We start from the raw sequence: 18,711 nt of genomic DNA on the forward strand, positions 1-18,711 counted from the left end.
CTCGCGTTTGCATCGCGCCCCCGTAACGGGCCGCGCCGATTGCGTAACGGAGCGAAGGAGGGGACGATGAGCGATGCGAACGAGTACCTGCTGCCGCCGCCGGCAGGAGTCAGCAAGGGGGATCTCAATTGGGAAGAGCAGCGTCGACAGACGATCGAGGCCATGGAACTGGGGAAGGAGTTCATGGCATCGAATCAGCCAGCACCCCAACAGGATCCGGATCCGCCAACGGCGCCACCCGGCCCGTCACCTACACACCACTTTTCCGTGCGCAAAACGAGGACCGATACTTGAGGCGCACACTCATCGAGGAGTATCAGCAGGCGCACGACTGCAACCTGGTCGTGATGATCGACTTGATCTACCCGGCCAGCGTCACCTATCTGGCAGAACTCCTCGAGGCGGTCGACCACAGCAAAGATCTCCATCTCATGCTGTACTCGCCGGGCGGCGACGGCGACGCCGCAGTCCGCTTGGCCCGGATGTGCCAGAAAGCCAGTCGTGAATTCACAGTTGTCGTACCGGATTCGGCGAAGAGCGCGGCTACCATCGTCGCGCTCGGCGCCCACCAGATCATCATGGGACCGACCTCCGATCTCGGCCCGGTCGATCCTCAAATTCCACTAGGAGAACGCCGATGGGCGAGCGCTAAGGATCTCATCACCGCGGTCGACCGTGCGATGAGAGAAGTTGAGAAGCGACCGGATACGTGGCGGCTGCACACCGCGATGCTTACCGGCATCAATGCCACCACCGCACAGCAGGCACGCTCAGCATTGACCGCCACCGGTGACATCGTCCGAAAAGCGGTCAGTAGCAACCCCGATCGCAGTGACGCCGATATTCGCGATCTGTGTAAGAAGATCCACAAGCCACTCATCAGCGCACCCAGCTCGCACAGTGCGGTCATCGGCGCCCGAGAGGCGATCGGCGCAGGGCTACCCGTGAAAGAACTCGAGCCGGCCGATCCGCAGTGGCGGCGAATCTGGCACCTGTGGGTGCAGTACTTCGCTCTGGGGATACCCCACCTGATGGCGTACGAGAGCGCAAAAGCATCACAGGTGTATCCCCTCGATTGATCACCGACTATGCCAACTCGAGCAGACCATGCAGGTTGCCAAGCGCTCTTCTGGCCAGCGCAAGGTCGACGAATTGGTAACCGCGAGTGGTGATCTCGCTGGCATGGCCCATGATGGCCTGGATGATCTTCACATCGACGCCGGCCTCGAGCAGTAGCGTTGCCGTCGTTCCGCGCATTCCGTGCACCTCGGTCTCCGGAACCTCGGCACGCGACTGAGCGTCCGACCATGCCTCGCGGTCGTCGCGGTCCGAGATCGGGGTGCCGTTGCCGGACACCCACACCAGACCCCACGGGTTCGGCTCGCACTTCTTCCTGTGCACTTCCAGGATCGCTGCCAACGGGGCCGGCAGCGGGATCAGTCGCTCGGACTTCTGGGTTTTCGGCCGGGTCAGCGCGGCGCCGCGCCAGAGCGGAATGTGTTCGAAGCCGGGCCGCACGTCGAACCGGTCCGGATCGTCGGGCTTCGCGTCTCGCTTCAACGGCAGCCACTCCAGCTGCCACGACAGATCGAGCGTGCCCTTCTTGAAATCGACTCGGTCCCACTGCAATCCGAGAACTTCGCCCTGGCGGCCGCCGAGCATCAAGCCCGCGGCCCACCGGGTGACCATCCGATCGTTGCCTCGATGTGCCGCCAGGAGCACCGCACGCGCCTGCTCAGTGGTGAGCGCGCCACGTGGCTGCGACAGCACTGGCGGTTTGGTGACCAACTCGCACACGTTGCGGTGAGCCTTGTTCTCGCCGACGGCATCGTTCAGTGCGGCGGACAGACAGTTGTGCGCGGCTTCGACTGTACGGGTGCTGTAGTGCACCTCGTACTTCTCGCCGGTGGCTTTGTCGCGACGCGTGTAGGTCGAGCCGAGGATGTGCTTATGCATGAACCGGATGTCCTTCGGCTGGAGCTTCGCCATCTTCCGCTCCCCGATCGCCGGAATGATCTGGTTCCGCACGAGACTCCGGTAGCTCTTCCACGGATGCGGTTTCATCCGGGGCTTGGCGATGTCCTCGAGCCAGGTGTCGAGGAGCCAGTCCTTGACCGTGAGCCGCTGGTCGAGTTGGTCGAGCCCCTTCGAGAGGTTCTCCTTGACCGCGGCGAGCTTCTTGAGCGCGGTCGCGTGATCCTTCGAATAGACCGGCTTGGAGCGGCGCCGAGTGCCATCCGGATCCGCCTCGAGCTCGATCTGCCCTACCCACATCCCATCGGCTCGCTTGAATAGCGCGCCCTCCCCCTTGGCTCGGCGACGGCCGGCGGTCTCCTTGTCGAGCTTCTTGACGAGCCGTTCGACCGCCGCGACTTTCTTGATCAAATCCGCCTTGGACTCGGCGGTGAGGTTGACCGAGGCTGTCCAAATACCATCGCTCAACTGTATGTCTGCCATGGTTCTACTGTAGCCAAAAAATGTATCCTATGGCACACTGATCGGCATTGATCCCGACATCATTTATCGCCCTCTACCTGGGCGTTAAGGAGTTGACCACTCGTGATTTCGACCGTGATTTGGCCTCCGGAGCAGAAGGCCGCAGGTTCGAATCCTGCCGAGGGCACCTTCACTCGATAGTTGGCCCATGCCCATAGGTGGCATGGGCCGTTTCTCGTTTCGGTGTGTTTTCTGGGGGCCGAGCCCCCAGGCCCCAGCCGGAGGGGCTTCGCCCCCCGGACCCCCCTTGATGGAGTGCCGGGTGGTCTTCGGGGGTTGGGGTGGGAGGGGGCGGAAGCCATTGCCCGCCACAGCTGGCGGAGGCCCGGGCCCTCGGGCGCGCACTGAAACGGAGGGTTGCAGTCAGGACACGGCGAGTGAGCACTGAGGGCCCACTCTCACGCTGGCACATCGCATTCGCATACTCTTGGCGCGCTACTCCCGCAGCGTCTGCCCGGGCTGCCGGTACGCTGTCCCGCATGACCTGCTGTGGTCCGTCGCGTCGGACCTTTCTGGGGGCTGTGGGGCTGGCCGCGCTGCTGTCGGCCACCGCGCCGAAAGTGGCGAGTAGGGCTTGGGCGCAGGGGAATCCGATGGTGGCGACCGATCTGGAAGTGGTCACCGTTACCGATACATCGGTGGTGTTGACCTGGACGACCGGCATGCTGGAATCGGTAGGGCTGTTGCCTGTCGACGCGGGTGGTGAGGTGCGGGTGGGTCCCGCGGATTCCCCGCGCGCGCCGGTGCAGGTGCACGCCGAGGGGGAGCGAACTCCGTTCCACTACGCGGAGATTCACGGCCTGGAACCGGGGCGTGCCTATCGATTCGAGGTCTGGTCCGACGGCGTCCGGGCCACGCCCGGCTTGAATCCGGCCACCATCACGCCCGGAACACCGGAGGCCACGGGCGAATTCACCACGCTGGTGCCGCCGCCCGGGCGGCTGCTGCGCACGCTGGCCCTGGCCAATGACGTGCACTACGGCGAGACCGTCAGCGGGCTGGTCGTGGGTTCGTTTCCGCCGGGGTTCCGGCAGGCGCCGGATCTGCCGCCCTATCCCGAGGTGATGCTGGACGCGCTCCTGGATGACCTGCGCCGGCCCGAGCGCGGCGCGGAACGGCTGTTGCTCGCGGGCGATCTGACCGCGGAGGCGGAGGTGGACGAGGTGCGCGGGGTGCGCCGCGCGCTGGACCGGTGGGGCGCGCACGGTCAGGACTATCTGGCGGTGCGCGGCAATCACGACCGGCCGCATACGGGCGCTGATTATCGATCCTGTGCGCCGATCGGCGATCATTTCGATTGCTGGGGGCCGGAATTCACCGAGCGCCAGCACATGGTCGAGCACGAGGTGGGTGGCCTGCGTCTACTCGGACTGGATACCAGTGAGCTGGATGCCGCGGGCGGGCGAATCGAACGCCCGCAATTCGACCGGCTCACCGAAGCGCTGCGCGCCGACCCGGACCGCCCGACGGTGGTGTTCGGCCATCACCCGGTGACCCGGGAGTCCGGTTTCAGCAATATCGCCGGGCCGGGTTTCATTCTGAATCAATCCGATGCCGCCGAGTTGCAGGCGCTGTATGCCCGTACGCCCGGCGTATTCCTGCATCACAGCGGACACACTCACCGCAATCTCCGCACCCGGCCGGATGTGGACTGCGCCGTCGAGTTCCTGGAGGTGGCCGCGGTGAAGGAGTATCCGGGCGGCTACAGCCTGCTGCGGATCCACGAGGGCGGGTACATGGTCAATTTCTACAAGACTCGCACCCCGGACGCCCGGCGCTGGAGCGGTATTACCCGTGGCGAATTCTTCGGTTTGCAGCCGTTCTACACTCTCGGCAGCTGCGCCGACCGTAATCATGTTGTGCTGCGGGATTTCTCGGGAATCGAGAAAGCCCGGTAGAGCGAGCGGCGGGAATCGAACCCACGTAAACGGCTTTGCAGACCGCTGCCTAAACCTCTCAGCCACGCCCGCGTGGTCTCATAACCATGCCGGTTCCGGGCGCCGCGGCCCACCGTTGCGCTCACCCTGATTCGAATCGCGCATCGGCATGCGATGATCGACTTCATGTCCCGGCCACGCCCGCTTCCGCTCGATCCGATCGAGGAGGCCCACCGCCAGTGGGTCGGCCACGGCTGGGACGCGGTGGCCGATGGAATGGCGGCGGTGACCTCGCTGGTGCGGGCGCAGCAGATCGTCATGGCCCGGGTCGACGAGGCCCTGAAGCCGACCGGTCTGACGTTCTCGCGTTACGAACTGCTCGCGCTGCTGAGTTTCAGCAAGACCGGCGCCCTCCCGATGGCGAAGGCCAGTGCGCGGCTCCAGGTTCATCCGACCAGCGTTACCAATACGGTGGACCGGCTGGAGGCGGCACAGCTGGTACGCCGGGTTCCGCATCCCAGCGACCGCCGCGCGACCCTCATCGAAATCACCGAGGCCGGGCGTGAACTCGTCGCGGCGGCCACCGAACAGCTCAACGCGAAGGTGTTCGCGCAACCCGGCCTGGCGCCGGATCGCCTGCACACGCTGTTGCAACTGTTGGCGGAATTCCGGCATGCCGCGGGCGATTTCGATACCGGTGACGCGCAGGCGCGCTGGGTCACCGGAGAGCACTGACCAGCAAGCGAACTGGGCAGTCGGATATCCGGCCCGATCGGCGTGTCCGTAACGTTCCGGCATCCGACTAGCGAATTGCCGCGCCCCACCTTGGCAGCCGCCGGGAAAAGGTTCACCATGGAGCGCATGGTGCTGGTCTTGGGGGTATCGGCAGGCGCTGGCGGCGCTCGCGCGGTACTGACACATTCCGATCAGCCACACCTACCCCCGATCGATCGCTGCCGGGTGCCCCGACGGGCCGGCGGCGGCGTGGAAGAGGCCGTCTTCGAGGCGATCCGGCGCATGCGCCGCTCAGCCGACCAGCGCGGCGAACTGATCACCGGCACCGCGGTGACCTGCCGCTGTCCGCTGCACGCCGAGGCGATTCGCGCCGCCGCGGGCCACACCCCGCTCACCGTCGTCTCCGAACCCCTTGCGCAACTGCGTTATCTGCGCTTCACCGGCCGCCTGCCCGAGGACGGCACGGTCCTGCTCTACGACCTCGGCAGCTCTGGGCTGACCATCACCCACGCCGACTGCCGCACCGATTCGGTCCTGTCCAGCAAACGCAGCACGGTGCTCGGCGGCGACGGCTTCGACGCGCTACTGCGCTGGCAACTCGCCCGCGACGGCGTCCTGACCGACAAGGGAACCTGTCGCAAGCACCGCGAAGCGCTCAGCACCGACCGCGTGGTCACCGCGACGGACAGCGCGTCCGGCGGGCGGGCCGTACTCACCCGCAGCGATATCACCGAGCTGTGCGCGGCGGGCATCCACCATTCGGTGTCGTTCGTGCACCAGCTGATCGAGCAGGCCGAGACGGCACCGGACGCCATGGTGCTGCTGGGCGGCTGCACGCGCAGCCCCAGCATTCAGGAAACCCTCGCCGAGGACATCGAACTGCCGATCGTCGTCCACCCCGAACCCGAGACGGTGTCCGCCCGCGGCGCGGTCCTGCTCGCGACCGGCCGCCCGGCCGCCGAATTCCGGCCGACGCGCGCCCGCCTGGCCGCCACCGCGCCCGGTGACCGCCGCAAACTCATTGCCGCACTTGCGGTCACCGCCACCCTGGGCGCGACCATCGCCGGTGTGCTGGTCATGGACCGGGACGCCAGCCCCGGCCACTCCCCCGCACCGGCGGAGCATGTGGATACTCCCCCGGCGTTTCGCTAACGGTGCTTGAAGTCCGCGGGCCGCTTCTCGACGAAGGCGGTCATGCCTTCCTTCTGATCCTCGGTGGCGAACAGCGAGTGGAAGACCCGGCGCTCGAAACGCAGGCCCTCGCCGAGCGTGGTCTCGAAGGAACGATCGACCGCCTCCTTGGCGATCATGACCGCGGGCAGCGACATGCCCGCGATGGTCTCGGCCACCTCGAGCGCGGTCGCGACCAGATCGGCAGCCGGGACGATGCGGGACACCAGCCCCGCGCGCTCGGCTTCCTCGGCGTCCATATTGCGGCCGGTGAGGATCAGGTCCATGGCCTTGGCCTTGCCGACAGCGCGGGTGAGACGCTGGGAGCCGCCCATGCCGGGGATGACACCGAGCTTGATCTCGGGCTGCCCGAACTTGGCGGTGTCGGCGGCGATCAGCAGGTCACACATCATGGCCAGTTCGCAGCCGCCGCCGAGGGCGTAGCCGGCGACCGCCGCGACGATCGGCTTGCGGAACGCGGTGAGCCGGTCCCAGCCCGCGAAGTGGTCGGCCAGGAACATGTCCATATAGGACTTGCTCTGCATCTCCTTGATGTCCGCGCCCGCAGCGAAGGCTCGCTCGGAGCCGGTGAGCACGACCGCACCGATCTCGCTGTCATGCTCGAGTTCGTCCAGCGCCGCCGAGATGTCGGTGAGTACCTGCGAGTTCAGCGCGTTGAGGGCCTTCGGCCGGTTCAGCGTGATGAGTGCGACGCGGCCCTTACGCTCCAGCAGAATGGTCTCGAAGTCGGTCACGCCGGTTCCTCTCCAGATCGCTTACGAATGTCGGTCACAATAGCCGAGAAGTCCCTACCGGCCGCTTCCTGGTTGAACCGGCTGTAGATCTCCGCCGCGAGCCGACCGATCCGGCCGTCGACCCCGTTGGCCTGCAAGGCGTTCGCGGCCAGGCCGAGATCCTTGGACATGAGCGCGGTCGCGAAACCGGGCTGGTAGTCGTTGTTGGCGGGGCTGGCCGGAACGGGGCCCGGCACCGGACAGTAGCTGGTCAGCGCCCAGGACTGGCCCGACGCCGTGGACACCACGTCGAAGAACTTCTCGTGGCTCAGCCCCAGCTTCTCGCCGAGCACGATGGCTTCGGACAGGCCGATCATGGAGATGCCGAGCAGCATGTTGTTGCAGATCTTGGCGGCCTGGCCGACGCCGGAGTCGCCGCAGTGCACCACCTTGGCGCCCATCACCTCGAGCACGCCCAGCCCGGCCGCGAACGCCGCCGCGGTGCCGCCGGCCATGAAGGTCAGCGTGCCCGCGACCGCGCCGGCGACACCGCCGGACACCGGGGCGTCCAAGGCCAGGTGCCCGGCCGCGATCGCCTGATCGGCGGCCTGTTTGGCGTCGGCGACATCGATGGTGGAGCAGTCGATGAACAGGGTGCCCGGCTTCGCGACCGGCAGCAGTTCCGCGTACACGTCCAGGACCAGCTTGCCGTTGGGCAGCATCGTGATGACGATATCCCGGTCCGCCACGGCGGCCGTGGCCGAATCCACTACGGTCGCACCGTCTTCGCTCGCCTGCTCACGCGCGGCGGGCACCGGGTCGAAGGCCAGCACGTCATAACCCGCCCGGACCAGATTGGCGGCCATCGGCCCGCCCATGTGCCCGAGTCCCAGGAAACCGATCTTCCCGCTCATGCGCTCAACCCCAGTTCCTTGTCGCCCAATTCGGCGAAGTACGCGTCGACCTGCGCGTCGGTCACCTCGGCCAGCGCCGCGGGCGACCACTGCGGATTGCGGTCCTTGTCGATGACCTGGGCGCGAATGCCCTCGACCAGATCATGCGAGGACAGTGACGCGATGGACACGCGATACTCCTCGTTCAGCACGGCCTCCAGCGTCGGCAGGGCACGGGCCGCACGCAGCGAGCGCAGCGTGACCTTCAGCGCCACCGGTGATTTCGCGAGAATATCGGCGGCGGCCTGGGCAGCCTCGGGTACCCCGCCGGCCTGCAAACGAGCCACGATCTCCTCGACGGTGTCCGCGCTGTAGCAGTCGTCGATCCACTCCTGCTGCACCAGCAGACCGGATTCCGGTGCGGCAGTGGCGAACTTGGCGATGGCGATCTCCGCCGTCTCGGTGCGCAGCGTATCCAGCAGGGCCGGAATGTGTTCGGAGGTGACGTAGTAGTCGGCGAAACCGGCGGCGATGGCGTCACCCGCGGTCATCCGCGCGGTGGTGAGACCGACATGGGTGCCGATCTCACCCGGCGTGCGTGAGAGCAGGTAGGTGCCGCCGACATCCGGGACGAACCCGATGCCGACCTCGGGCATGCCGACCTTGGAGCGTTCGGTGACGATGCGGTGGCTGCCGTGCCCGGACAGGCCGACGCCGCCGCCCATCACGATGCCGTCCATGACGACCACATACGGCTTGGCGTAACCGCCGATCAACGCATTGAGGACGTACTCGTCGCGCCAGAACCGCCCGGTGGGCGAATCAGCATTGGCCGCACCGGATTTCGCGTCGTTGTGGATCGCGACGATATCGCCGCCCGCGCACAGCCCGCGCTCGCCCGCGCCGGTGACGACCACCGTGCGCACGTCGTCATCGGCGGCCCAGGCGCGCAGCGCATCCAGAATGGCCAGTGCCATCGGATGATTCAGCGCGTTGATCGCCTTGGGCCGGTTCAGCGTGATCAGGCCGAGCCCGTCCCGCTTTTCGATCAGTACCTCGGTCATGCCGCTCCTACCACCGAGCGGGCGACAACCACCCGCATGATTTCATTGGTGCCCTCGAGAATCTGGTGCACGCGCAGATCCCGGACGATCTTCTCCAGCCCGTACTCGGCCAGATAGCCGTAGCCGCCGTGCAGTTGCAGCGCCTTGTTCGCCACCTCGAACCCGGCGTCGGTCGCGAATCGCTTCGCCATCGCACACAATTCGACCTTGTCCGGCGCATCGCGGTCGAGCGCGGCGGCCGCCCGCCACAGTAGCGTCCGGGCCGCTTCCAGCTCGGTACGCATATCGGCGAGCTGGAATTGCAGCGCCTGATTCTTCAGCAGCGCCTGCCCGAAAGCATTGCGCTGGGCCAGATACGGAACGGTCTTGTCCAGCGCCGCCTGCGCGCCGCCGACCGAGCAGGCGGCGATATTCAACCGCCCACCGTTGAGCCCGTTCATCGCGATCCGGAAACCGTCGCCTTCGGCGCCGAGCCGGTTCGCGACCGGCACGCGCGCGTCCTCCAGGATCACCTGGCGGGTCGGCTGGGCGTTCCAGCCCATCTTCTTCTCGTTCGGCCCCACCGAGAGACCGGGGGTGTCCGCGGGCACGACAAGCGCCGAGATACCGCGCGCCCCTTGCTCACCCGTGCGCACCATCATCACGTAGACGTCATTGGCGCCCGCACCGGAGATGAACTGCTTGGCGCCGTTGAGGATGTAGTCCTCGCCGTCGCGCACCGCCCGGGTGCTCAGCGCCGCCGCGTCCGAGCCGACGCCCGGCTCGGTGAGCGCGTAGCCCGCCAGCAGGTTCATCGAGGTCAGCTCGGGCAGCCAGCGATGGCGCTGCTGCTCGTCACCGTAGCTGTCGATCATCCAGGTGGCCATGTTGTGGATGGAGATGTACGCGGCGATGGCCGGGCAGCCGGTGGCCAACTGCTCGAAGATGCGGACCGCGTCCAGGCGGCGCAGCCCCGAACCTCCGACGTCCTCGCCGGCGTAGATGCCGCCGAGCCCGAGCGGGCCCGCTTTGCGCAGCACGTCGACCGGAAAGTGCTTCTGCTCATCCCATTCCAGCGCGTTCGGCGCCAGGAACTCGTCGGCGAAGCCGCGCGCGGTGTCGCGGATCGCCTTCTCGTCGTCGTCCAGATCGAACATGCGATCAGTCCATCGTCGGGATGACGAAGGCATTGGATTCCTTCATCCCCGAAGGCCAGCGCTGGGTGACGGTCTTGGTCTTGGTGTAGAAGCGGATCGAGTCGGGACCGTGCTGGTTCAGATCGCCGAAACCGGACCGCTTCCAGCCGCCGAAGGTGTGGTAGGCGATCGGCACCGGGATCGGCACATTGATGCCGACCATGCCCACCTGCACCCGCGCCGCGAAGTCACGGGCGGCGTCACCGTCGCGGGTGAAAATGGCTACGCCGTTGCCGTATTCGTGCTCGTTGGCCAGGCGCAGGCCCTCCTCGTAATCCGCGGCCCGCACGATGGACAGGACCGGGCCGAAGATCTCCTCCTGATAGATCCGCATATCCGGTGTGACCCGATCGAAAAGCGTTGCCCCGGCGAAGTATCCGTCCTCGCCGCCTTCGACGCGCAGCCCGCGCCCGTCGATCACCAGCTCGGCGCCTTCGTCGACACCGATCTGGACATAGGAGTTGACGCGGTCGACCCCGTCGCGACCGACCAGCGGGCCGAAGTCGGCGGCCGGATCGTCGGAGCGGCCGACATTGAGCTTGTGCACGCGCTCGATCAGCTTCTCGCGCAGCCGATCCGCGGTGGCCTCGCCGACCGGCACCGCCACCGAAATGGCCATGCAGCGCTCGCCCGCGGAACCGTAGCCCGCGCCGATCAGCTGGTCGGCGACATCGTCGAGATCGGCGTCCGGCAGCACGATGGCGTGGTTCTTGGCGCCGCCGAAGCACTGGGCGCGCTTGCCGTTCGCGGAAGCGGTCTCGTAGATGTACTGCGCGATCGGGGTGGAACCGACGAAGCCGACCGCCTTGATCCGGGGATCGTGCAGCAGCGTGTCGACGGCTTCCTTGTCGCCGTTGATCACGTTGAAGACGCCTGCGGGCAGCCCGGCCGCGAGGAACAGCTCAGCCAGCCGCAGCGGCACCGAGGGGTCGCGCTCGGAGGGCTTGAGGATGAACGCGTTACCGGTGGCCAGCGCGGGCCCGGCCTTCCACAGCGGGATCATGGCCGGGAAGTTGAACGGGGTGATACCCGCGACCACGCCCAGCGGCTGGCGCATGGAGTACACGTCGATGCCGGTGCCGGCCGACTCGGTGTACTCGCCCTTGAGCAGATGCGGTATGCCGCAGGCGAATTCGATCACCTCGAGGCCGCGCTGGATATCGCCCTTGGCGTCGGCGACAGTCTTGCCGTGTTCGGAGGACAGCAGCGCGGCCAGCGAATCCATCTCGTCCTGCACCAGGGTCAGGAACTTCATCAGCACCCGGGCCCGCTTCTGCGGATTGAACGCCGCCCATTCACGCTGGGCCACCTCGGCATCGGCGATGGCCGCCTCGACCTCGGCCTTGCTCGCCAGCGGCACCCGGGCCTGCACCTGGCCGATGTTCGGATCGAACACGTCGCCGAAGTTGCCGGAAGTGCCGGGGACGTGCTGCCCGCCGATGAAATGCGTGAGTTCGCGAACCATGCCAGTCCTGTCTCGTTGATCGATGCTGGTCAGCCCGATGCGACTGATCTGCGGCCATCCTATAGTTGGACATCCTAGTAATTAGCCACAGTGTGATCCATCACACTGACGAGCGAGCGCCGCGCGTCCGGTAGCGGAGTGATCCACATCACCGTAGAATTAGTTGGACGTCCTACTATCGGGCGAATCGCACCCTTTCGGAGGCAGCCGTGGCCGACCTGCACCAGCCCAAGCACCCCGTCCGTTTCGTCACCTCGGCGGCCCTGTTCGACGGGCACGATGCCGCGATCAACATCATGCGGCGCATCCTGCAAGCCCAGGGCGCCGAGGTCATCCACCTCGGCCACAACCGGGCGGTCAGCGAGGTGGTCGACGCGGTACTCACCGAAGACGTGCAAGGTGTCGCGGTCAGCTCGTATCAGGGTGGACACGTCGAATACTTCGAGTACCTGGCGGCGGCGCTGCGCGCGGCGGGCGCCGGGCACGTCCGGATCTACGGCGGTGGCGGTGGCGTGATCGTCGCAGAGGAGATCGCGCGGCTCGCCGAATCCGGCATCACCATCTTCTCCCCCGAGGACGGCCAGCGGCTCGGCCTGCCCGGGATGATCAATCAGCTGATCCGCGACTGCGACCACGATCCGGCCGAGCACCCGCCGGCCCTGGACGCGGTGCTCACCGGCGACCGCGCCGCGCTGGCCCGGGCCATCACCTGCCTGCAACAGGACACCTTGCCCGGCGCGGATCGGCAGGCACTGGACGCGGCCGCCGCCGCTCGTACGGTGCCGGTGCTCGGCATCACCGGCACCGGGGGCTCCGGAAAGTCTTCGCTCACCGACGAATTGGTGCGACGACTGCGCTCGGACCAGCAGGACAAGCTGCGGGTGGCGATCCTCGCGGTGGACCCGACCCGGCGGCGCGGCGGTGGCGCGCTGCTCGGCGACCGGATCCGGATGAACGCGCTGGACGCGAACCACATCTTCTTCCGTTCCCTGGCCACCCGCGGCGGCCGAGAACTACCGGAGAACATCGACGGCATCGTGAACGCCTGCAAGGCAGCCGGTTACGACCTCGTCATCCTGGAGACACCCGGCATCGGACAGGGCGACGCGGCGGTCACCGACCATGTCGAGGTCGCGCTGTATGTGATGACGCCGGAGTTCGGCGCCGCCTCCCAGCTGGAGAAGATCGACATGCTCGATTACGCGGACGTGGTGGCGATCAACAAGTTCGAACGCCGCGGCGCCGCCGACGCGCTGCGCGATGTCTCGCGCCAACTGGTGCGCAATCGGGCCGACTTCACCGCCACACCGGAGGCCATGCCGGTATTCGGTACCAGCGCGGCGACTTTCAACGACGACGGCGTCACCGCCCTGTACCAGCACCTGATCGGATTGCTCGCCGCACGCGGACTACGACTGGAGCCGGGCGCGCTCCCCCGCGTGCGGACGCGCGCGTCGACGCGGTTCGCGCAGCTGATTCCGCCCGCACGCGTGCGCTATCTGGCGGAGATCGCCGAGACGGTGCGCGACTATCACGCCGCGACGGCCCGCCACGCCCGCGCCGCACAGCGGGTGCAGCGACTGGAGGCCGTGGCGGCCGAACTGCCTGGCAACTCTGAACTCGCCGACCTGGCGGCAGCGGCGCGAGCCGAATTCGACACCGACAGCGCCGAATTGATCGCGAGCTGGCCCGCGCTCGCCGAGTCCTATCGCGGCGAGGAACAGGTGGTTCGGGTGCGGGACAAGGAAATCCGCACCGCGCTGCGGCGCGAGACGCTGTCCGGCAACACTATTCCGCGGGTCGCATTGCCACCGTTCACCGATCACGGTGAACTGCTGCGGTTCCTGCGCGCGGAGCACCTGCCGGGCCGGTTCCCGTTCACCGCCGGTGTCTTTCCGTTCAAACGCGACGGCGAGGATCCCGCCAGGATGTTCGCCGGTGAGGGCGACCCGTTCCGCACCAATCGGCGATTCAAGGTGCTCAGCGAGCACGCCGAGGCGAAAAGGCTGTCCACCGCCTTCGATTCGGTGACGCTCTACGGCCACGACCCCGCCGAGCGGCCCGATATCTACGGCAAGGTCGGCACCTCGGGTGTGTCGATCGCCTCACTGGAGGACATGAAGGCGCTCTACGACGGTTTCGATCTGACCGCGCCCACGACCTCGGTATCGATGACGATCAACGGACCCGCACCCACCATCCTCGCCTACTTCCTCAACACCGCGATCGATCAAGCGCTGCAACGGTTCACCGCAGCCGAGGACCGGGAGCCCACCGCCGCCGAAGCCACCGAACTCCAGGCCCGCACCTTGGCGACCGTGCGCGGCACCGTGCAAGCCGACATCCTCAAGGAGGATCAGGGCCAAAACACCTGCATCTTCTCCACCGAGTTCAGCCTTCGCATGATGGCCGACATCCAGGAGTGGTTCGTGCGCAACAGCGTTCGCAACTTCTACTCGGTGTCGATCTCCGGCTATCACATCGCCGAGGCCGGAGCGAACCCGATCAGCCAGCTGGCCTTCACGCTGGCCAACGGATTCACCTATGTGGAGGCCTATCTCGCACGCGGCATGCACATCGACGACTTCGCGCCCAATCTGTCCTTCTTCTTCTCCAACGGCATGGACCCCGAGTACTCGGTGATCGGCCGGGTGGCACGCCGGATCTGGGCGATCGCCATGCGGGATCGCTACGGCGCCAACGATCGTTCGCAGAAGTTGAAGTACCACATCCAGACCTCGGGCCGGTCGCTGCACGCACAGGAGATGAACTTCAACGACATTCGCACCACGCTCCAGGCCCTGATCGCCATCTACGACAACTGCAACAGCCTGCACACCAACGCCTACGACGAAGCGGTCACCACCCCTACCGAGGAATCGGTGCGCCGCGCCCTCGCCATCCAGCTCGTCATCAATCGCGAATGGGGCCTGGCGATGAACGAAAACCCTTTGCAGGGCAGCTTTCTCATCGAGGAGCTGACCGACCTGGTCGAGGAAGCCGTGCTGGTCGAATTCGAGCGGATCAGCGAGCGCGGCGGCGTACTGGGCGCCATGGAGACCGGATATCAGCGCGGCAAGATCCAGGACGAATCCATGCGTTACGAACAGCGCAAGCATGACGGGTCGCTGCCGATCGTGGGCGTCAACACCTTCCGTAATCCGCACGGCGAACCGCAGCACGTCATCGAGCTGGCGCGCGGTACCGAGGCCGAGAAGCAGTCGCAGCTCGAGCGGGTCCGCGCCTTCCAGCACCGGCACCGCGATCAGGCCCACGCCGCCCTGGCCCGTCTGGAAGCGGTGGCGCGCACCGACGAGAACATCTTCGGGGTGCTCATGGATGCCGCCCGGGTCTGCACGCTGCAGCAGATCACCGACACGTTCTTCCGGGTGGGCGGCCAATACCGCCGTAATGTGTGAACGGGCGTGTGACAATCGCGGAGGTCGGGGGCCTGATGGTAGGACGGCGATATGGACCTTGCAGGCATTCGGATCATCGACGCGCATGTACACCAGTGGGACCCGTTCACCACCCCGCGAGCTTTCGCCGGCAAGGCGAAACTCTTTCGCTACCTGCCGATTTCGGTGGATACGGCGATGAAGTTCGCGCCACGCCGAGATCGTGAGTTCTCCGGCGATCCCACGGCCTATCTGAACCGCTATCTGCCGCCGGACTATCGCGCAGACGTCGGCGACGCGCCGATCGACGAGTTCATGCACATGGAGGTCGAGTGGTCCGGCGAAGGCGCACTGGCCAAAGCCGACGAGACGACCTGGGTAGCGAATCTACCAACGCCCGAGGAGCTTCCGCTGGGCGCATTGATCGGCAGCGCCGATCCTGCCGCCCCCCGATTCGCCGAACTGCTCGACGCGCACCGATCCGCGTCCCCCTTGTTCCGCGGCATCCGCACCATGGTCGCGCACCACCCCGACTCCGGCGTGCGCTCCTTCTGCCGCACCGAACACGCCCTCACCGCACCGGCTTTCCTGGACGGCTTCGCCCAGCTCGCCGAACGCGAGCTGACCTTCGACGCCTGGATCTACTCGCACCAGCTGCCCGAGGTCTCCGCCCTGGCCGAGCGGTACCCCGAAGTCACCATCATCATCGACCACCTGGGCACCCCCGCCGGCCTCTTCGGCCCCGTCGGCAAGCACACCGGCACCGACCCCGGCACCCGCCGCGACCTCCTCCTCCGCTGGCGCGACGATTTCGCCGCCCTCGCCGCCAACCCGAATGTCGTAGCCAAATGCAGCGGCGCCATGATGCCGATCCTCGGCCACCCCGTCCCACCCCGCGGCACCCCCACCCCCGTCCCCGCCCTGCTCGACCGAGTAGGCCCCCTACTCGACCACTGCCAAACCGTCTTCGGCCCGCACCGAATGCTCTGGGGCTCCAACTTCCCCGTCGACAAACCCATCACCACCATCCCCAACAGCATCCAAACCATCGCCGAAGCGATAACCAGCCACGGCGGCGGACCTGCCGAACTCACACAGGTCTTCCGTGGCACCGCCCAGCGGGTGTACCGGTTGGCGAACTAAGCCGGGAGCCGGGAGGACTGTGACAAATCCACAGATCACCGAGCGCGGCGCGACAGCCATCGTTCAGGCAATTTTGGCGATGGACCAACACAGGACGTTCGGGTCAGCGGGGTCGGGCGGCGGCCAGTTGTCGGGTGAGCGTGGCGCGGGCGGTGGTCAAGGATGGGCCGTACCAGGTGAGGTCGCGGCCGCTTACCAGAGCGACCGGGATGGCGGGGAAGGCGTCCGGGCCGTCGGATTCGGTGAAGACGTACGGCTCGTCGGGGAGAACGGCGAGATCGATTCCGGCCGTGAGCTCTTCGGGATCGAGACGGGGGTAGCGGTCGGGCCGGTCGGCGTGGACCAGGTCGAGACCGAGACGGTGGGCCAGGTCGGCGGTGAAGGTGTCGCGGCCGACTACCATCCAGGGATTACGCCAAATCGGGATGACAGCTCTGCGGACCGGGCTGGACAATGGTGCCGCCCAGGCGGTTTCGGCCTCGACCAACCAGGCGGGGGAATCGACGTCCAGCACGGTCGTGAACATTCGCCGCAGCGAGCGGAATGCCTCGTCGAGCGTACGAATCCTGGTGACCCACACCGGAATCCCAGCATCACGCAACCTCTCGACATCGCGCAGGCGGTTCTCCTCCTGATTGCACAGCACCACGTCGGGCGCGATCTCGATGATCCGGCGCACATCCGGATTCTTGGTGCCCCGTACCCGCTCCACCACCAGATCAGCTGGGTGCGAACACCATTCGGTCGCCCCCACCAGCAGCCCCGGACAACTCGACGCCACCGACTCGGTCAGCGACGGCACCAGCGACACCACCCGTCGCACCGGCCGAGTGAGCGGGCACGGCGCACCCAGATCATCCAGAGCCCACAACGCCTGCCGAGCCCCAGCAACCAGCCGCGGCGACAATTCCCCCTGATCGCCCGAAGGCTGCGCCATCTTCCCCACCCCGCCCCTCACGCGCATGACACAGTGCACCGAACTACCGGTCGAGACCGCGGACCTCGCCGCCCGGCCCGCGGAGGCTTCCCGTTCGGCCAATTCCTGCAACCAGCACCTGTGTGGCGCTCGCCTTGTTCCGCAACTGGGAACATTCGCTCTGACAGGTCACCACGACACGGGAGATCGGCACCTGCGCAGCTGGCGGGAACGCGGCAAATCCCGTGGCATACAACAACTCCCATCTCTCCGCCGGTCCACCGGAAATTCCGTGGCACACGACGGTTTCCCGATACCGCCTGCTCGGCTCCAGGACAGAGGCTCGGGGTCATGCTAGGACTCGTTCGCACAGTACGCGCAGTTGATCGGGGGGAAGTTCGGGCATGATCGCGCCTGCGCCGAGGACCAGTAGGTAGAGGATCTGGGCGGTTTGCTCGGCGGCGGGGGCGGGGTAGCCGCAATCGTGGAGTAGTTCGCGTAGGTAGTCGAGGCGGGCGGCGTCTACGCGTTGTTTGGCGGTGGCCGCGAGGGGGTCATCGAGGGCCCATGCTCGGACGGCGACTTCGAGGCGTCCCGGTTCCGCGTCGGCGAGCACCAGGTCGATCAGCAGGTTCAGGCGGGCTCGGGCGTCCGGGCCGGCAGTGTCGGCCTCGCGGATGTAGCGCTGGGTATGCAGTTCTTCGAAGTGTGCGAGCAGGGCCTTCTTGAAGCCGGCCATGCTGCCGAAATGGTGGTAGAAGGACCCGGTGCTCAGCCCGGTCGCGGCCACCAGTTTGTCGATGGTGAGACCGTGCGCGCCCGCGGTGCCGAGGATGGTGAGCCCGGAAGTCAGCCATGAGATCTTGCCTGCCACAACTCCCAGCCTATAACATAACTTTTGTTTTGTTCTGGAATGCGTGAATTCTTGGAGGTCACGATGACCGCGATGACATCCGCTCCCACCCGCACGGCCGCCTGGGCCGGGCCCGTCCACACAGCGGGCGCGGTACTGCTCGGGCTCATAGGGCTGGCGCATCTGCTGGTGGTGCACACGTTCAACGGTGCGGACAGTCCGGAGGAGGAAATCGTCAACGACCTGTCCCGGCAGACCATCACTCCGATGTTCGAAGGCGGGCGCGAGGTCACTGTTTTCGGCCTGAATACCGGCTACAGCGTCGGCATGGGTCTGTGCGCGCTGCTGTTCAGCGCGCTGGCCGTGATCGCCGCCCGGCGCGCTCCGCAGTTGCTCGAACGCTGGTCGGCGTTCAGCGCCGCGTGCACCGCGGCCGCGGCGGGCACCTTCTGGATCGCCTGCCTGTACTTCCCAGAAATTCCCGTCGTGGTATCCGGCCTGGCCACAGTGTGTTTCGCCGCCGTCCTGGTGGCCGGACCCCGAGCCAAGGACGGCGCAAGGGCAGCGAATGGACAGTAATCGGGCAGTTCCGGGCCGCGGACAGCGGCGCACACTGAGACATGGCACCCGGCGTCGGGAAGTCCCGGCCCACATCGCACCGGGCAGGGATCCAGCCAGACAAGCCCGGGAAGCGTAGTCGGCCTCGACACCGGGTGCCTGGCGAGCAGTCACTTGCCCCTGTGAATGCCCCGCCACCCCATGGACGCCAGGTCCGACTGCCCGCATCGGAAT

General features: G+C 66.7%; 16 protein-coding genes and 2 tRNA genes. 9 read left to right on the forward strand and 9 right to left on the reverse strand.

Features of this window, described 5'->3' with window-relative positions; genetic code table 11:
* The first annotated feature begins 66 nt into the window (after positions 1-66).
* Together ACFVMC_RS00480 and ACFVMC_RS00485 are read left to right on the forward strand one after the other, a co-directional pair.
* Positions 67-294, forward strand: a complete 228-nt coding sequence (locus tag ACFVMC_RS00480; protein ID WP_379205649.1) for a hypothetical protein — start codon at positions 67-69, stop codon at positions 292-294.
* Entirely contained in the window at positions 291-1,079 is a 789-nt protein-coding gene (locus tag ACFVMC_RS00485; RefSeq protein WP_379205650.1) for a hypothetical protein, read from the forward strand. Before ACFVMC_RS00480 ends, ACFVMC_RS00485 begins: the two co-directional genes overlap by 4 nt.
* A gap of 7 nt (positions 1,080-1,086) precedes the next feature.
* Here the strand turns inward: ACFVMC_RS00485 and ACFVMC_RS00490 are convergent, their stop codons facing one another.
* The gene (locus ACFVMC_RS00490; RefSeq protein ID WP_379205651.1) at positions 1,087-2,457 is read right to left on the reverse strand and encodes a tyrosine-type recombinase/integrase; all 1,371 of its coding nucleotides are present in this window, start codon (positions 2,455-2,457) and stop codon (positions 1,087-1,089) included.
* Between the two features lie 97 nt (positions 2,458-2,554).
* Here ACFVMC_RS00490 and ACFVMC_RS00495 point away from each other — a divergent pair.
* Together ACFVMC_RS00495 and ACFVMC_RS00500 are read left to right on the forward strand one after the other, a co-directional pair.
* Positions 2,555-2,623: transfer RNA gene (locus tag ACFVMC_RS00495), tRNA-Ser, on the forward strand.
* Between the two features lie 352 nt (positions 2,624-2,975).
* On the forward strand, positions 2,976-4,394 hold the full coding sequence (locus tag ACFVMC_RS00500; RefSeq protein ID WP_379205652.1) for a metallophosphoesterase family protein: 1,419 nt from the start codon (positions 2,976-2,978) through the stop codon (positions 4,392-4,394).
* On the opposite strand, the gene ACFVMC_RS00505 is transcribed toward ACFVMC_RS00500, so the two are convergent.
* Positions 4,395-4,466: transfer RNA gene (locus tag ACFVMC_RS00505), tRNA-Cys, on the reverse strand.
* A gap of 93 nt (positions 4,467-4,559) precedes the next feature.
* On the opposite strand from ACFVMC_RS00505, the gene ACFVMC_RS00510 reads away from it, so the two are divergent.
* Both ACFVMC_RS00510 and ACFVMC_RS00515 read left to right on the forward strand, forming a co-directional pair.
* Complete coding sequence (locus tag ACFVMC_RS00510) at positions 4,560-5,108, forward strand: MarR family winged helix-turn-helix transcriptional regulator (RefSeq protein ID WP_379205653.1); 549 nt, start codon at positions 4,560-4,562, stop codon at positions 5,106-5,108.
* A 117-nt stretch (positions 5,109-5,225) separates the two neighbouring features.
* Positions 5,226-6,260: an Hsp70 family protein gene (locus tag ACFVMC_RS00515; protein ID WP_379205654.1), complete on the forward strand. Its 1,035-nt coding sequence runs from the start codon at positions 5,226-5,228 to the stop codon at positions 6,258-6,260.
* On the opposite strand, the gene ACFVMC_RS00520 is transcribed toward ACFVMC_RS00515, so the two are convergent.
* Genes ACFVMC_RS00520 through ACFVMC_RS00540 form a run of 5 tightly spaced genes read right to left on the reverse strand, consistent with a single transcriptional unit; the run spans position 6,257 to position 11,609 of the window.
* A complete protein-coding gene (locus tag ACFVMC_RS00520) occupies positions 6,257-7,033 on the reverse strand; it encodes an enoyl-CoA hydratase (protein WP_379205655.1) in 777 nt (258 codons plus the stop codon). The two genes, ACFVMC_RS00515 and ACFVMC_RS00520, sit on opposite strands and share 4 nt — an antisense overlap.
* Complete coding sequence (gene mmsB, locus ACFVMC_RS00525) at positions 7,030-7,926, reverse strand: 3-hydroxyisobutyrate dehydrogenase (protein ID WP_379205656.1); 897 nt, start codon at positions 7,924-7,926, stop codon at positions 7,030-7,032. The genes ACFVMC_RS00520 and mmsB overlap by 4 nt, the downstream gene beginning before the upstream one ends.
* Positions 7,923-8,969 (reverse strand): enoyl-CoA hydratase/isomerase family protein, encoded by a 1,047-nt coding sequence (locus tag ACFVMC_RS00530; RefSeq protein ID WP_379205657.1) that lies wholly within the window; start codon positions 8,967-8,969, stop codon positions 7,923-7,925. The genes mmsB and ACFVMC_RS00530 overlap by 4 nt, the downstream gene beginning before the upstream one ends.
* Positions 8,966-10,105, reverse strand: coding sequence for an acyl-CoA dehydrogenase family protein (locus ACFVMC_RS00535; RefSeq protein ID WP_379205658.1), 1,140 nt, complete (start codon positions 10,103-10,105; stop codon positions 8,966-8,968). The genes ACFVMC_RS00530 and ACFVMC_RS00535 overlap by 4 nt, the downstream gene beginning before the upstream one ends.
* Positions 10,106-10,109: 4 nt before the next feature.
* Complete coding sequence (locus tag ACFVMC_RS00540; RefSeq protein WP_379205659.1) at positions 10,110-11,609, reverse strand: CoA-acylating methylmalonate-semialdehyde dehydrogenase; 1,500 nt, start codon at positions 11,607-11,609, stop codon at positions 10,110-10,112.
* 209 nt (positions 11,610-11,818) lie between these two features.
* On the opposite strand from ACFVMC_RS00540, the gene icmF reads away from it, so the two are divergent.
* Both icmF and ACFVMC_RS00550 read left to right on the forward strand, forming a co-directional pair.
* The gene (gene icmF, locus ACFVMC_RS00545) at positions 11,819-15,028 is read left to right on the forward strand and encodes a fused isobutyryl-CoA mutase/GTPase IcmF (protein ID WP_379205660.1); all 3,210 of its coding nucleotides are present in this window, start codon (positions 11,819-11,821) and stop codon (positions 15,026-15,028) included.
* Positions 15,029-15,079: 51 nt separating this feature from the next.
* Positions 15,080-16,150: an amidohydrolase family protein gene (locus tag ACFVMC_RS00550; protein ID WP_379205661.1), complete on the forward strand. Its 1,071-nt coding sequence runs from the start codon at positions 15,080-15,082 to the stop codon at positions 16,148-16,150.
* Positions 16,151-16,253: 103 nt separating this feature from the next.
* On the opposite strand, the gene ACFVMC_RS00555 is transcribed toward ACFVMC_RS00550, so the two are convergent.
* Together ACFVMC_RS00555 and ACFVMC_RS00560 are read right to left on the reverse strand one after the other, a co-directional pair.
* Positions 16,254-17,087, reverse strand: a complete 834-nt coding sequence (locus ACFVMC_RS00555) for a helical backbone metal receptor (protein ID WP_379205662.1) — start codon at positions 17,085-17,087, stop codon at positions 16,254-16,256.
* 328 nt (positions 17,088-17,415) lie between these two features.
* The gene (locus tag ACFVMC_RS00560) at positions 17,416-17,940 is read right to left on the reverse strand and encodes a TetR/AcrR family transcriptional regulator (protein ID WP_379205663.1); all 525 of its coding nucleotides are present in this window, start codon (positions 17,938-17,940) and stop codon (positions 17,416-17,418) included.
* A 72-nt stretch (positions 17,941-18,012) separates the two neighbouring features.
* Between ACFVMC_RS00560 and ACFVMC_RS00565 the strand changes: the two genes are divergently transcribed.
* Positions 18,013-18,498: a hypothetical protein gene (locus tag ACFVMC_RS00565; protein WP_379205664.1), complete on the forward strand. Its 486-nt coding sequence runs from the start codon at positions 18,013-18,015 to the stop codon at positions 18,496-18,498.
* The last annotated feature ends 213 nt before the right edge of the window (positions 18,499-18,711 follow it).

The organism is Nocardia sp. NPDC127579, assembly GCF_042672005.1.
Classification (GTDB): domain Bacteria; phylum Actinomycetota; class Actinomycetes; order Mycobacteriales; family Mycobacteriaceae; genus Nocardia.